Annotated in this window: 10 protein-coding genes; 4 read left to right on the top strand and 6 right to left on the bottom strand. The window is 59.6% G+C overall.

From position 1 onward, the window contains the following. The first annotated feature begins 113 nt into the window (after positions 1 to 113). From AWM69_RS22970 to AWM69_RS22035, 3 genes are all read left to right on the top strand, one after another. Positions 114 to 389 carry a type VI secretion system contractile sheath small subunit gene (locus AWM69_RS22970; RefSeq protein ID WP_256930486.1) on the top strand — a complete coding sequence of 92 codons (276 nt, stop codon included), beginning with the start codon at positions 114 to 116 and terminating at the stop codon, positions 387 to 389. A 220-nt stretch (positions 390 to 609) separates the two neighbouring features. Further along, a complete protein-coding gene (locus AWM69_RS22030; protein ID WP_218728481.1) occupies positions 610 to 1,326 on the top strand; it encodes an HPP family protein in 717 nt (238 codons plus the stop codon). Between the two features lie 135 nt (positions 1,327 to 1,461). Next, positions 1,462 to 2,538, top strand: a complete 1,077-nt coding sequence (locus AWM69_RS22035) for a GGDEF domain-containing protein (RefSeq protein ID WP_218728483.1) — start codon at positions 1,462 to 1,464, stop codon at positions 2,536 to 2,538. Positions 2,539 to 3,001: 463 nt separating this feature from the next. Here the strand turns inward: AWM69_RS22035 and AWM69_RS22040 are convergent, their stop codons facing one another. The 6 genes from AWM69_RS22040 to AWM69_RS22065 all read right to left on the bottom strand — a co-directional run bounded on the left by AWM69_RS22040 (position 3,002) and on the right by AWM69_RS22065 (position 13,650). Further along, on the bottom strand, positions 3,002 to 4,534 hold the full coding sequence (locus AWM69_RS22040) for an efflux transporter outer membrane subunit (RefSeq protein ID WP_218728485.1): 1,533 nt from the start codon (positions 4,532 to 4,534) through the stop codon (positions 3,002 to 3,004). Then, positions 4,531 to 7,638 (bottom strand): efflux RND transporter permease subunit, encoded by a 3,108-nt coding sequence (locus tag AWM69_RS22045; protein ID WP_218728487.1) that lies wholly within the window; start codon positions 7,636 to 7,638, stop codon positions 4,531 to 4,533. Before AWM69_RS22045 ends, AWM69_RS22040 begins: the two co-directional genes overlap by 4 nt. Next, entirely contained in the window at positions 7,635 to 10,736 is a 3,102-nt protein-coding gene (locus AWM69_RS22050) for an MdtB/MuxB family multidrug efflux RND transporter permease subunit (protein ID WP_131652957.1), read from the bottom strand. Before AWM69_RS22050 ends, AWM69_RS22045 begins: the two co-directional genes overlap by 4 nt. After that, the gene (locus tag AWM69_RS22055) at positions 10,733 to 12,019 is read right to left on the bottom strand and encodes an MdtA/MuxA family multidrug efflux RND transporter periplasmic adaptor subunit (protein ID WP_131652958.1); all 1,287 of its coding nucleotides are present in this window, start codon (positions 12,017 to 12,019) and stop codon (positions 10,733 to 10,735) included. The genes AWM69_RS22050 and AWM69_RS22055 overlap by 4 nt, the downstream gene beginning before the upstream one ends. 232 nt (positions 12,020 to 12,251) lie before the next feature. Further along, on the bottom strand, positions 12,252 to 12,752 hold the full coding sequence (tpx, locus tag AWM69_RS22060) for a thiol peroxidase (RefSeq protein WP_131652959.1): 501 nt from the start codon (positions 12,750 to 12,752) through the stop codon (positions 12,252 to 12,254). A 229-nt stretch (positions 12,753 to 12,981) separates the two neighbouring features. After that, on the bottom strand, positions 12,982 to 13,650 hold the full coding sequence (locus AWM69_RS22065; RefSeq protein ID WP_131652960.1) for a DUF3313 domain-containing protein: 669 nt from the start codon (positions 13,648 to 13,650) through the stop codon (positions 12,982 to 12,984). Between the two features lie 228 nt (positions 13,651 to 13,878). Here AWM69_RS22065 and tal point away from each other — a divergent pair, with 228 nt between their 5' ends. Continuing rightward, positions 13,879 to 14,802, top strand: a complete 924-nt coding sequence (gene tal, locus AWM69_RS22070) for a transaldolase (protein ID WP_131652961.1) — start codon at positions 13,879 to 13,881, stop codon at positions 14,800 to 14,802. Positions 14,803 to 14,989: the final 187 nt, after the last annotated feature.

A 14,989-nucleotide genomic window follows, 5' to 3' on the forward strand; every position in this document is an offset into this window, starting at 1 on the left:
CCTGCACAGAAACGGTTGTACGCCGTGGACACCTGCCCTGCATGCGCTCACTACAGTGTTATCAAGGATCTGCACCCCACCCCTGAAGCGCTTTTCCGAACGGAGCATGCCCCATGAATTATTCCCTGTTGGCCAATGCCGAGCCCCCACTGCGGGCCCTTGCCGAACCTTGCGCGCCGGGAAATCAGGGGCATGGCCAGACAGCCGCCCTGTGCCTGCCCGAACTGGGCAACCTGATCAAATTGCGTGACGCCTTGCTGGTGCTGAAAGGACCATTGGCCAACTGTCCAGGGTTGCGCAGCCTGATTGAGCATCGATTGCTGGACAATGAGGTGCATGACCGCATCCTGGGCAAGCGGGCCGACCCTCCCACCACCCTCGCGCCTTAAACCGTCAGGTCTGGCGGTCACAAGGCCGACCGGTAGATTTCGCCTAATAGCTCAAAATTAATGCATTCAAGCATCATTATTATGAATTTGCGGATTGTTTTACCGATGTGCACACTGCACCGGTTCCTCCCCCAAATGAAGGGACATTTCAAGGGCTTGCCGGAACCCCCGCCAAGCCCTTTTTTTATCTGTTTCGCCGCCAAACCGGATTGTTCTCACCATGCAAAACCGCTGGATCAACCGTTTTATCCCCCCCGCCACCCACACCCGCCCTGCCGAATGGAGCCGTGCCGCACTGGGCGTTTCCCTCGGTACCCTGTTCAGTGTCTGGGTTTGCAGCCTGTTCTTTGGCCTGCCTGTCGCCCTGCATTTGATCGGCCCGTTGGGGGCATCCGCCGTTCTGCTGTTTGCGGTGTCATCCGGAGCGCTGGCGCAGCCCTGGTCGATTCTGGGCGGCTACTTCTGCGCCACCCTGGTGTCCTTGTCGGTGGTGCATTTCTTCGGCCGCGACCTTGACAGCGCCTGCCTCGCCGCTGGCCTGGCACTGATCACCATGTGCATGTTGCGTTGCCTGCATCCACCTGCCGGTGCCCTGGCGTTGCTGGTGGTTCTGGCTGACCCGGACAGCGCCAGCCTCGGCTGGGCAGTGCTGGCTCCTGTCATGCTCAGCGCGGCGTGCATGCTGCTGGCGGCCCTGGCCTACAACAATCTGACGCGGGTGAGCTACCCGAAAAAACCGGCAGAGCCCAGCCCTCCCCTCGTTGCCCCGCCGGTGGTGGGTGATCCGGGCATTACCGCCGAAGACTTGCAGCTGGCTCTGGAAGATATGGATGCCTTCATTGACGTGACAGCCGAAGATCTCGAAGCCCTGATCCGGGCCAGTGAACAGCACGCTCGCAGACGCAGCGTCGGCGAAGTATTTGCACAGGCCAATTGAGCTCAGGCCGGGCACAGGCACTATCGATAAACCGCCAACTCCTGCTAGGGTTATCAATACCTAGCCCGGATTCAGAGGCCGCTTGCAGCAGTGGCAAGCGAGCTCCTGTCCAGTTGACCGCGATCAAGGCCTGCAATGCTCAAAGCCATTGAAACTGATATTTCAAAACAAGCCCGCCTCAGCGCCTTGCAAGCCGAATTTGCCCAACATGATTTCGAAGAACTGCGTACTTTTTGCCGACTGACCTACATCGCCAGCACTTTCATCTGGCTACTGTTCGACCTGATTGTCAGTTTCAAAGGCCAACAGGGATTTAGCGGGCTGTCAGTGTTGTTTCTTGGCGCGATGATGATGGCCACCGTCATTCTGGGTTTCATCGTCGAGCACCGGCATTTCGACGTGCTCAACGTGTTTTTTGTTGCCGTGATGGCTCTTGGCATTCGCTATATCGTTGATGGCCTGCCGGACGAAGTGCAACCCATCTGGCTGGTTCTGGCGACCGCCAGCATTTTCTACAGCGCCTCTGTGCTGCCCTTGAGCCGCTGGGCATTCCTCGCCGTTGTGCTTCTGACCTGGCTGACGCTCAATCCTTTTCTGATGACCTCCGCTGAGGTCCTGGATCTGCGGGGCTCCCTGATTCTGTGTTTTTACGTGTTCCTCAGCAGCGTGACGATTTACTGCTTTTTCAAATTGCGCCAGGTGAAGCTGTACAACTTCACCCTGTCCAAATTGTTGATGAGCCAGGCGTACATGGATGCCCTGACCGAGATCCCCAACCGCCGCTCTTTCATGGCCCAGGCCACCCGGGTTCTGCTGGCCCGTCCTCGGGAGCGCGATCACTACCTGGCGATGATCGACATCGACAATTTCAAGAAGATCAACGATCAGTATGGCCACGATGTAGGGGATGAAGTGCTGGTACGCACCGCCGCCTGTATCAAATCAGTGATGGCCGGCCATCAATATGCCCGCCTGGGCGGAGAGGAATTTGCCGTGTATTTGTCAGGTGTGCGTCGTACCGATGTGGAGGCCCTGATGACCACCCTGTGCCGGCAAGTACGCGAGGATCCGCACGAGCATCCGGTCACCGTCAGCATCGGGCTCACCCGCCTCGACGATGGCGAAGGCCTTAACCAGGCGCTGGCCAAGGCTGACAAGGCGTTATACGCCTCCAAACATAATGGCAAGGACCGGTTCAGCTTCTACCAGTGAACCTGCATGTGTCGACGCGCAGAAAATACGCAGGTTTTTTGCGACGGCTGCGCCGCCGGACGCGGCCTCGCTCCGCTCGACCGCTGCTACGGATCGTCCTTATTTGTAGCCGCTACCGCTGAATCCCCCTGAAACCAGGTCCATTGACCTGCGATAGCCATGTTTTTGTAGCCGCTGCCGCAGGCTGCGATGGATAGCGCACCCCTTTTCGCAGCCTTCGGCAGCGGCTACAGGGTCATTGCGTATCCGGGGCCATTGACCTGCGATAGCCATGTTTTTGTAGCCGCTGCCGCAGGCTGCGATGGATAGCGCACCCCTTTTCGCAGCCTTCGGCAGCGGCTACAGGGTCATTGCGTATCCGGGGCCATTGATCTGCGATAGCCATGTTTTTTGTAGCCGCTGCCGCAGGCTGCGATGGATAGCGCGGCCCCCCTTTTCGCAGCCTTCGGCAGCGGCTACAGGGTCATTGCGTATCCGGGGTCGTTGACGTGCGACGGCGGTCATTCTCATTGGCACTCAGGTCGGTATTGCCGTCCCAGCCGCCACCCAGTGCTGCGATCAGTTGCACGCTGGCAATCAGCCGGCTTTGCAGCAAGTTGAGCACGCTGCGCTCGGTGGTGAGTGCGGTGGTTTGTACCGAGACGACGTCGAGGTAGGCAATCAGGCCGGCCTTGTACTGATTGCTGGTCAGGCGCAATGACTCTCGGGCCGACTCCAGCGCCTGTTCCTGCACCACTGATTCGTCCCCCAGTACCTTCAACTGCACCAGGTAGTTTTCCACTTCGCGAAAACCATCGAGCACGGTCTGCCGGTACTTGGCCACCGTCTGGTCATACAGTGCTTCGTTGCGGTCAACCTCGGCGGAGCGTTGGCCGCCATCGAACAGCGGCAAGGCGATTTTCGGCCCGACCGACCAGAAACGGTTGGGCACGCTGATCCAGTCCTCATAGGTGCTGCTGCTGTAGCCACCCGACAGGCTCAGGCTGAAGTCAGGGTAATAGGCGGCCTTGGCTACCCCGATATTGGCATTGGCGGCGATGATCGAGCGTTCGGCCGAGGCAATGTCCGGGCGCCGTTCGAGCAATTGTGACGGCAGGCTCACTGGAATTTGCGGCAGCGCCGGTACGGTATCGACTTCGGCCAGGCTGAAGGCCGAGGGCGCTTGTCCGGTCAGCACCGCAATCGCGTTTTCAAACTGGGCCCGCTGCCAGATCAAGTCGATCAGGCTGGCCTGGGTATTGCGCAATTGGGTTTGCGCCTGGGCCACGGAATCCTTGCCGGAAATCCCGGCTCGGTACTGGTTGTCCGTCATTTTCAGTGAGCGCTGATAGGCCTCGACCGTGGTTTCCAGCAAGCGTTTTTGCTCATCGATGACGCGTAACTGCAGGTAGTTCTGCACCAACTCGGACTGCTGGCTCAGGCGCATGGCCGCCAGGTCGGCCAGGCTGGCTTCAGCGGTGGCTTCGTTGGCTTCGAGGCCGCGCCGCAGCTTGCCCCAGACATCGGCCTCCCAGCTGACACCAACCTGTGCATTGTAGGTGTCGCGAATCCCGCTGCTGGAACTGCTCAAGCTCGAACTGCTGCTGCCGGTGCCCTGACTGGAGCGGGTTTTACCCACACTCAAGTCAGCACTCGGGAAAAAAGCCCCGCGCGCCGTGCGCACCATCGCCTGGGCCTGACGAAACTGGGCTTCGGATTGGGCAATGGTCTGGTTGGAGCGGTTGAGCTGCTCCACCAGGCCATTAAGCTGCTGATCACCGTACAGCTCCCACCAGGCGCCGCGGGCCAATGCATCACTCGGGTTGGCCTGGGTCCAGCCGGCCGCTTCCTTGTATTGCACCGGAGCCGTGAGTTCGGGCCGCTGGTAGTCCGGGCCAATCGCACACGCGCTGAGCAACAGGCCTGATATCACCAGCCCCAGCAGACGCGAGCCTCGGGCCAGGGCCCAGCGTTGGGACGACAGTGCCGGTGCAAGGTTTAGCAAACGAGAGGTCATAGCGGAGTTTCCAGAGCAGCATCAGTGCGCACGCCGCGCCATGTGTTGAAGCGATGGCGTGTGCGATCAAGATAGAGGTAAACCACCGGAGTGGTGTAAAGGGTCAGGATCTGGCTGAAGATCAGACCGCCAATGATGGTCAGGCCCAGGGGCTGACGCATTTCCGCGCCTTCGGCAGTGCTGAGCATCAGGGGCAAGGCCCCCAGAATGGCTGCCAGGGTGGTCATCAGAATCGGCCGCAAACGTTGCAGGCACGCGCTGCGGATCGAGGCCTCGGGAGCAAGGCCCGAATGCCGTTCGAGTTGCAGTGCAAGGTCGATCATCAAGATGGCGTTCTTCTTCACCACGCCGATCAACAGGAACAGGCCGAGCAGTGAGATCAGGCTGAACTCGCCTCCCGTCAGGTAGATGCTGAGCAAGGCGCCCACCCCGGCCGACGGCAATGTCGACAGAATAGTCAGTGGGTGGATGTAACTCTCGTAGAGAATCCCCAACACCAGGTACACCGCCACCAGCGCACCCAGAATCATGAACGGCTGACTTTTTTGGGTCGCGGCAAAAGCGTCGCCGGTGCCGGCCATTTTGGCGATCACGTCTTCAGGCAAGCCCAGTTTGGCGATGGCCCGTTCAATGGCCGCGGTGCCCTGCTCCAGTGATACGCCGGGGGCCATGTCAAACGAAATGGTTTCCGATGCAAACTGCCCTTCGTGCTCGACCCGGTCGTCCTGCAGGCTGTTTTCGTAATGGGCAATGGTCGATAACGGGATCCGCTGGCCATCCGCCGTGATCACCTGGACCTGATTCAGGGTCTGCGGGTCCCGGGCGTATTTGGGGTTAACCTCCATCACCACCTGATATTGGTTCAGGCTGTCATAGATGGTCGAAATCTGCCGCTGGCTGTAGGCGTTGTTCAGCACCGAGGTGACCATGTCCATGTCCACCCCGAGACGCTTGGCCTGATCGCGGTCGACCACCAGCGTCACTTGCTGGGCGCCCCGCCCTTCGCGGGCATCGATGGCGGTCAGCTCGGGCAGGGCTTTAAGCGCAGCCACGACCTTCGGGTACCAGATACGCAGCTCGTTGAGGTCGCCACTTTGCAGAATGTAGGAGTACTGCGAACTGGTTTGCTCACGACCGCCGCCAAACTGCAGGTCCTGGTCAGCCATCAGCATCAGGCGTCCGCCCGGCACTTTGGGCAAGCTCTCACGCAGGCGTTCGATGACTTTTTGTGCCGAGATCCCGCGCTCCGAGACCGGCTTCAGACGCACGATCATAAAGGCATTGTTGGTCCCGCCATTGCCCCCGATAAAACCTGCAACGCTCTCCACCGCCGGGTCGGCCAGCACGGCCTTGCGGAAGATTTCCATCTTGGGTTGCATCACGCTGAACGACAGGCCGTCATCGCCGCGAACAAATCCGATCAGTTGCCCGGTGTCCTGTTGCGGCATGAACGTTTTAGGCACCACCACATACAGCGCCACATTGACCCCGATGGTCACCAGCAGGCTGAACAGGGTCAGGCGCTTGTGGCGCAACACCCAGTCCAGGCTACGGGCATAGCCGCGAACCATGCGGTCATTGAGGTGCATGCTCCAGCGCTGCATGGCATTTTCAGTGCCCGGCACATGGGGCTTGAGCCAGCGGGCACAGAGCATTGGCGTCAGGGTCAGCGACACCACCAGCGATACCACAATCGAGGCGGCCAGGGTAATGGAGAACTCTCGGAACAGACTTTGGACAATCCCCCCCATAAACAGGATCGACAGGAACACGGCCACCAGCGACACGTTCATCGAGAGCAGGGTAAAACCAACCTCCTTTGCTCCCAGGTACGCCGCTTTCATGGGGGCGATACCGTTATCGATATGGCGGGAGATGTTCTCCAGCACCACAATCGCGTCATCCACCACCAGTCCGGTCGCCAGAATCAGGGCCATCAACGACAGGTTGTTCAGCGAGAACCCGTACAGGTACATGATGGCAAAGGTGCCAACCAGTGACACCGGCACCGCCAGGGTCGGGATCAACGATGCCCTGAAGTTACCCAGAAACACAAACACCACCAGAATCACCAGGGCCACGGCAATCAGCAGGGTCATCTCGGCTTCGTGCAGGGTGGCCTTGATCACCGGCGAACGGTCCATCGCCAGGTTCAGTTTGACGCTGGCCGGCAACACGGCCTCCAGCGCCGGCAACTGGGCCTTGATCGCGTTCACGGTCTCGATGATATTGGCCCCGGCCTGACGATTGACCACCAGCAATACCGCCGCATCGTTGTTGAAGAAACCGCTGTTATAGCGGTCCTCGACGCTGTCCCTGACCCGGGCCACATCGCTCAGGCGCAAGACTGCACCGTCCTGGTAACGAATGATCAGCGGTTCATAGTCCTTGGCTTTTTCCAGTTGATCGTTGGCCTGGATCTGCCAGTTGCGCTCCCCGTCAGACACCGCGCCCTTGGGCCGGCGCACGTTGGCGCTGGCGATGGTGCTGCGCACATCATCCAGAGACACCCCGTACTGATTGAGCAGTTGCGGCTCCAGCTCAATGCGCACCGCCGGCAACGAACTGCCACCGATCTGCACTTCACCCACACCCGGCACCTGGGACAGGCTTTGCGAAAGGATGGTCGAGGCCAGGTCGTAAAGCTGGCCCTTTTCCAGCACATCGGACGTCAGCGACAGCACCATGATCGGCGCCTGCGACGGATTGATCTTTTTGTAGGTCGGCATGCTGCGCATGCCGCTGGGCAGCAGGTTGCGCGAGGCATTGATCGCCGCCTGCACCTCACGGGCTGCACCATTGATGTCCCGGTCCTGGTCAAACTGCAAAATCACCCGCGTCGAACCCTGGCTCGAGCGGCTGCTCATGGTGTTGATGCCGGCAATCGAACCGAATGAGCGTTCCAGCGGGGTGGCCACACTCGACGCCATGACCTCGGGGCTCGCCCCCGGCAAACTGGCAGACACCACGATGACCGGGAAATCCATCTGCGGCAGCGGTGATACCGGCAGCAGGCCAAAGCTCACGCCCCCCAGCAGCATGATTGCCAGGCTGAGGAGCATGGTCGCGACGGGACGCTTGATGAAGGGCCCGGACAGGTTCATGCCGAAGCCTTCCCGGCCTTGGCCGTGTCACCCCGCCAGCGGCGCCCCAGTCGATCGAAGTACAGGTAAATCACCGGGGTGGTGAACAACGTCAACACCTGGCTCATCAGCAAACCGCCGACCATGACCAGGCCCAGAGGCTGACGCAACTCAGCACCGGAACCGGTGGCGAGCATCAGCGGTACGGCACCGAACAGCGCCGCCAGTGTGGTCATCAGAATCGGCCGGAAACGCAGCAGCGCAGCCTGGTAAATCGCCTGTTCCGGGGCCATGCCCTGGTTGCGCTCGGCATCGAGGGCGAAGTCGATCATCATGATCGCGTTCTTTTTCACGATGCCGATCAGCAGGATGATGCCGATGATGGCAATCATCCCCAGGTCGTTGCCAGTGAGAATCAACGCCAGCAAGGCCCCGACTGCCGCTGATGGCAGGGTCGACAGAATGGTGATCGGATGGATGTAGCTCTCGTAGAGCACGCCGAGCACGATGTACATGGTGACCACCGCCGCCAGGATCAGCAGCAAGGTGCTCGACAACGACGCCTGGAACGCCTGCGCGGCGCCCTGGAACTCCGTCTTCACGCCCACCGGCATACCGATGTCTTTTTGCACCTGATCAATCAGCTCCACCGCCTGACCCAGCGCCACGCCGGGGGCCAGGTTGAACGAGACCATGACTGACGGGAACTGGCCTATATGCGAGATTGCCAGCTGCGCCTGGCGCTCCTCGACCCTGGCCAGGCTCGACAGCCTGACCTGGCCGCCGTCGGTGGTCTTGACGTGAATCTGGTCCAGCGCCTGCGGGCCGATTTTCTCGCCATCTTTAGCCTGCAAAACCACCCGGTACTGGCTGGCCTGGGTGTAAATGGTGGAGATCTGCCGCTGGCCGAACGCGTCGTACAGCGCATCGGTGATGTTGGCCACCGTCACCCCGAGGCGGGAGGCCGCATCGCGGTCAATCACCAAAAACACCTGTAACCCCTTGTCCTGCAGGTCGCTGGCAACATCGGCCAGTTCCGGCTGATTGGACAGCGCCGTCACCAGCTTCTGGCTCCAGGTGCTCAACATTTCGGCATCCGGGGATGACAGGCTGAACTGGTACTGGGTGCGGCTGACGCGGTCTTCGATGGTCAGGTCCTGCACCGGTTGCATGAACAGGCGAATGCCTGCCAGCTTGTCGAGCTGCGGTTGCAAGCGGGCAATCACCTCGGAGGCGCTGTCGCTGCGCTCGCTGTGGGGCTTGAGGTTGATCAGCATGCGGCCGCTGTTGAGTGTCGGGTTATCCCCGTCCACGCCGATATACGAAGACAGGCTTTCGACATCCGGGTCTTGCAGGATAATCGCACCGAGCTCTTGCTGACGCTGGCTCATGGCGCTGAACGAGATCGACTGCGGCGCTTCGGAGATACCCTGGATCACACCCGTGTCCTGCACCGGAAAGAAGCCTTTGGGCACCACCATGTACAAGAATACGGTCAGGGCCAAAGTGCCAACAGCCACCAGCAGGGTCAACGGCTGGTGCTTGAGCACCCACTGCAACATGCGCCCGTACTCGGCGATCATCCAGTCGATGAAGGCACCGCTGGCGCGGTAGAAGCGGCCTTGCTCTTCTTCTTTAGGTTCTGCCTTGAGCAAGCGGGCGCACATCATCGGCGTCAGGGTCAGCGAGACCACCAGCGAGATCAGGATGGCCACGGCCAGGGTGATGGCAAACTCGCGGAACAAACGCCCCACCACGTCAGCCATGAACAGCAACGGGATCAATACCGCAATCAGCGACAGGGTCAGCGAGATCAGGGTGAAGCCGATCTGCCGGGCGCCCTTGAGCGCGGCCTGCATCGGGCTGTCGCCCTCCTCGATGTAGCGTGAAATGTTCTCCAGCATGACGATGGCGTCATCCACCACAAAGCCGGTGGCAATGGTCAGTGCCATAAGGGTCAGGTTATTGACCGAGAAACCGGCCAGGTACATCACGCCAAACGTACCGATCAGCGACAGCGGTACGGCCACCGACGGAATGATCGTGGCACTGACGCGCCGCAGGAACAGGAATGTCACCATCACCACCAGGGCAATAGCGATCAGCAACTCATGCTGCACATCGCGCACCGAGGCGCGGATGGTTTGCGTCCGGTCGGTCAGGACCGTGACATCGATACCCGCCGGCAGGTTGTCGGTGATGCTCGGCAACAGCGCCTTGATCCGGTCAACCACCTCGATCACGTTGGCACCCGGCTGGCGCTGGATATTGAGCAGCACGGCCTGGTTTTCGTTGGCCCAGGCGGCGAGACGTTCGTTCTCGGCACCGTCGACGATTTCTGCCACGTCTTTCAGGCGCAGCGGCGCGCCGTTGTTGTACGCCAGGATCAGCTCGGCATATTCCTGCGGGGTTTTCAGCTGGTCGTTGGCGTCCAGCATCGACACCCGGGTCGGACCGTCAAAGTTGCCCTTGGGCTGGTTAACGTTGGACGCACCGATCAGTGCGCGCACATCCGACAGGTTTAAGCCATTGGCGGCCAGCGCCTCAGGGTTGACCTTGATCCGTACCGCCTGGCGCTGACCGCCAGCGATGCTGACCATGCCGACACCGCTGATCTGGGCAATTTTTTGTGCCATGCGCGTGTCGACCAGGTCATTGAGCTTGGGCAGCAGCATGGTCCTGGAGGTGATTGCCAGGGTCAGCACCGGGGTATCGGCCGGGTTGACCTTGTTGTACACCGGGGGGGCCGGCAAATCGCTGGGCAACAGGTTGCTGGCAGCATTGATCGCGGCCTGCACCTGTTGCTCGGCGACGTCCATATTGATATCGAGATTGAAGCGCAGCGTCAGTACCGAGGCCCCGCCGGAGCTGGTCGAAGCCATTTGCGTCAGGCCCGGCATTTGCCCGAACTGGCGCTCAAGGGGCGCGGTCACCGCACTGGTCATGACATCCGGGCTGGCGCCGGGGTACAGCGTCATGACACGAATGGTCGGATAGTCGACCTGAGGCAAGGCAGACACCGGCAACATGCGGTAGGCAATGATCCCGGACAACACAAGGGCCAGCATGCACAGCGTGGTTGCGACCGGACGCAGGATAAACAGCCGCGACAGATTCATTCGTGCGCCTTGGCCGGCGCGGCACCGGTGTCAGACCCGCCCTGTAACTGCGCGGCAGGCGTTTGCGGCACTTCAGCACTGTCGCTCACCACTTCCACCGCGCCACCGTCACGCAGACGATCTGTGCCTTCAAGCACAACACGATCACCGGGGGCCAGGCCTTCGTCGATCACCGAAACATCACCGTCCGTGACTCCGACTTTAATCGTGCGGATCTTGACCTTGTTATCGCCATCCAGCGCGTAGACGAACGAGCCGTTGGTGCCATACTGGATGGCGGCCGCAGGCGCAAGCACCACATTTTTAAGGGTTTCAGCCAGCAGGCGCACATTGACGAACTGGTTGGGGAACAGGCTTTGATCGCGGTTCTCGAACAACGCCTTGAATTTCAAGGTGCCGGTAGTGATGTCGATCTGGTTGTCGATGCTGCTCAACACCCCCACCGCCAGCTGTTTGCGGTCGCCCCGGTCCCAGGCCTGAACCGGCAGGCTGGCGCCGCTGCGATAACGGGCCAGCACCAATGCCAGATCACTTTCGGGCAAGGTAAAGCTGACCACAATGGGCTCGGTCTGGGTAATCACCACCAAGGCCGTGGTGTCGTTGGCCGCGACCAGATTACCCATGTCCAGTTGACGCAAGCCGACACGGCCGCTGATCGGCGCACGAATCTTGGTGAAGTCGAGGTTAAGCCTGGCATCGTTGACCGCAGCCTGATTGGTCTTGACCGTACCTTGAAGCTGGCTGACCAAAGCCTCGGCGGTATCGAGGGTCTGTTTGGCGATGCTGTCTTGCGCGTACAAACCACGGTAGCGCTGCACATCGACCTGGGCATTGCGCAACTGGGCCTGGTTCTGCAGCAGCGTACCTTCCGCTTGCAGCAGCGCGTTCTGATAGCTGCGCGGATCGATTTCAGCCAGCAAGTCGCCCGCCTTGACCATTTGCCCTTCTTTGAAGTTGACCTTGACCAGTTCCCCCGCGACGCGGCTGCGCACATTGATCGTATTCAGCGCAGTCACGGTCCCCAGAGCCTTGTAATAGACCGGAAAATCACCGCGCGTCACGTCTGACACCCGTACCGGAACGGGCAAGGTCGAGCCGCCAAAGCCGGGACGCATCATCCCCGAACGGCCTGTCTGCCCGGCGGACTGTGCCGTCTGTGCATTTTTCGACGTCGACGGCCATAACCACCAGCACACGCCAATGACAATCAACAAGACCAGCAGGCCAACCAGCCAGCGACGAGATGTGGGGGATACAGAGGATTGCATGGAGTGACCAACCATTGGGCGCGAGGGCTTATTTTCAGAAGGCTGAACGATAAGCAGTGTCGACGGTTATTAAAAGACTCTTTACCGGCTATTTACGTTAGAGGCTCTCTATTACGAGCTTCAGAGCCGCCAGCAGTGACGTCATCTCGGGGAGGTTAGCGTCTGTTGAAGGGAAAACAGGGCGTGATTCACAAAAAAAAACGGCCTGGCAATCAAGGCCAGGCCGTTTTGGGCAGAGCGGTACGACTTACTTCAATACGGCCAGTGCGGCTTCGTAGTTCGGCTCTTCAGCGATTTCTTTGACCAGCTCGCTGTGCAGCACGTTGTCATTTTCGTCCAGAACCACGACTGCACGGGCAGTCAGGCCGGTCAATGGGCCGTCGGCGATGGCAACGCCGTAGTTTTCGATGAACTCACGACCGCGCAGAGTCGACAGGTTCTGAACGTTTTCCAGGCCTTCTGCACCGCAGAAACGGGCTTGTGCAAATGGCAGGTCAGCCGAGATGCACAGTACGACGGTGTTTGGCACCTGGTTGGCCTGGGCGTTGAACGTGCGCACGGAAGTGGCGCAAGTCGGGGTGTCAACGCTTGGGAAAATGTTCAGCACTTTGCGCTTGCCTGCAAAGTTCGCCAACGTTACATCGGACAAATTACCTGCAACCAGCGAAAACGCCGGCGCTTTGGAGCCTACTGCTGGCAGTTCGCCGTTGACTTGAACAGGGTTGCCTTTAAGCGTCACTTGAGCCATGAACGATGTCCTTCTTAACAGTTTTTTGAAGAGGCAGAAGTTAAACACGAATCAGGCGGGCGACCTATGCGCCAGGCAGATAAATTGTCATGAGATACGTGACAAAAAGACTATTGCTCCCCTGTCACGACCCAATGCTTGCCCGAAACAGGCCAGCGTCCTGTTCTGCATGCCCGAAGTCGCCAACGGGCAAGCAAAGGCGCTGACAGACCCGAAAACGGCGGAGGGGTTATTTTTTCAGTTTCAAGTAAGACTGATGCAGATCCGAGGCCCAACCATCGATTACCTTTTTCACGTCATCGGCCTTAAGCACCTGGCTGTCATTTTCCAGCGGCTTGCCCGTGCCTTTGCGCACCACCTGGGCAACCACGGCCTGGGTCTGCCCATCAAGGAATACCGCCTCGGTCGCCAGCGTGGTTTCCTGATCACGTATCCCCGACGCCGTGCTGACCGCCGCTGCCACCAGCGCCACAGGGATCAGTTCGTAAGGCTTGAGACCTTCGGTTTTGCTGCTGACTGCGGTAATCGCCGGACGCACGACAATCACACCCGGCCCGGGCGCGCTGGCCAGAGGCAACGACTTGCCCAGCTCGCGCTTCAACGCCTGATCGTAATACCCGGTAATGCCGGTCAACGTGCTTTTCGGGATTTTCGCCGTCGGTTGCGGCGCCGGATAGAACTGGCTGGGTTCAATATAAACTTGGGTGTACTGGTCCACATTCAGTTTGGGATCAATCCAGCGCATCACTTCTGCGCCTGACGGTGAACGGGCCTCTTTGAGACGGCTGTAATCCTTCAAAAACCCGGAATATTCATCCGGTTGCTGGACTTTGCTCGCACAACCGATCATCCCGATCGAAGCAATACACACTGCACTGATCATTAATCCAAGCTTCATGCTGTCACTCCCGCTGAGGTGCAATCGTATGCACGTGGAGTCTTAGGTATAGCTAAACCTTGAAAACGTGCTGCAGATCCCGGTTTCCTTTACTGCCCTGTGCAGATTTAATCTGCTGCACGAGTTGCACAATGAACGTCTTCGACGGCATTCTGATGCTCTGAGAACTTTAAATCGAAGACACGCTCAATCTGTACATTCATTAATACTTTTCCGACAGAGACGCTCATGACTTCCAAGCTGGAACAACTCAAACAGTTCACCACCGTGGTTGCAGACACCGGCGACCTCGACGCGATCACCCGCCTCAAACCCGTGGATGCCACCACCAACCCTTCCCTGCTGCTCAAAGCTGCTGCCATGCCGGGTTATACCGAGCTGCTGGCAAACGCCATCGCCCACGCCAAGGGCGATGTCGGCCTGGCCTGCGACCACTTCGCGGTGTCTGTGGGTAGCGGTATCTTGAAAGTGATTCCGGGCCGTATTTCGACAGAAGTCGACGCCCGCCTGTCGTTCGATGAGCCCGCCCTGCTGCAAAAAGCCAATCAGTTGATCGAGCTGTATGACAAGGCTGGCGTAGGCCGCGATCGCGTACTGATCAAGCTGGCGTCGACCTGGGAAGGCATCCGTGCTGCCGAGAAGCTCGAAAAAGCCGGCATCCAGACCAACCTGACCCTGTTGTTCTCGTTTGCCCAGGCTGCTGCCTGCGCCGACGCCGGGGTCTTTTTGATCTCGCCGTTCGTGGGCCGCATTTACGACTGGTACAAGAAGTCCACCGGCAATGAATACACCGGTGCCGATGATCCGGGCGTGCAGTCCGTCACCCGCATCTACGACTACTACAAGACCAACGATTACAACACCGTGGTCATGGGGGCCAGCTTCCGTAACCTTAACCAGATCGAACAACTGGCCGGTTGCGATCGCCTGACCATCAGCCCGGACCTGCTTGAGAAACTGTCCCAGGAACACGGCACGCTGGAGCGCAAGCTGATCCCGGGCAAAGGCGGCGAGCCGCGCCTGATCCTCAATGAAGCGCAGTTCCGCTGGGCCTCCAACGAAGACGCCATGGCCACCGAAAAACTGGCCGAGGGCATCCGTCAGTTCGCCCGTGACCAGGAAAAGCTCGAAGCGTTGCTGACGGGAAAATAACCCGGAAGTGCCCCGTGAGTGGAACGTCGCCTCGTTCCACTCGTCAACGGCTACAAATGACCTTTGTAGCCGCTGCCGCAGGCTGCGAAGACCTTCAGACGGTTTACGACGGCTGGGCCCGAAGGCCCTTCAATATTTCAGAATCACCCTGAACCCGTAGCAGCAGACGAGCGCAGCGAGGCCGCGT

This window comes from Pseudomonas sp. D1HM (genome assembly GCF_019266105.1).
Lineage (GTDB): Bacteria > Pseudomonadota > Gammaproteobacteria > Pseudomonadales > Pseudomonadaceae > Aquipseudomonas > Aquipseudomonas taetrolens.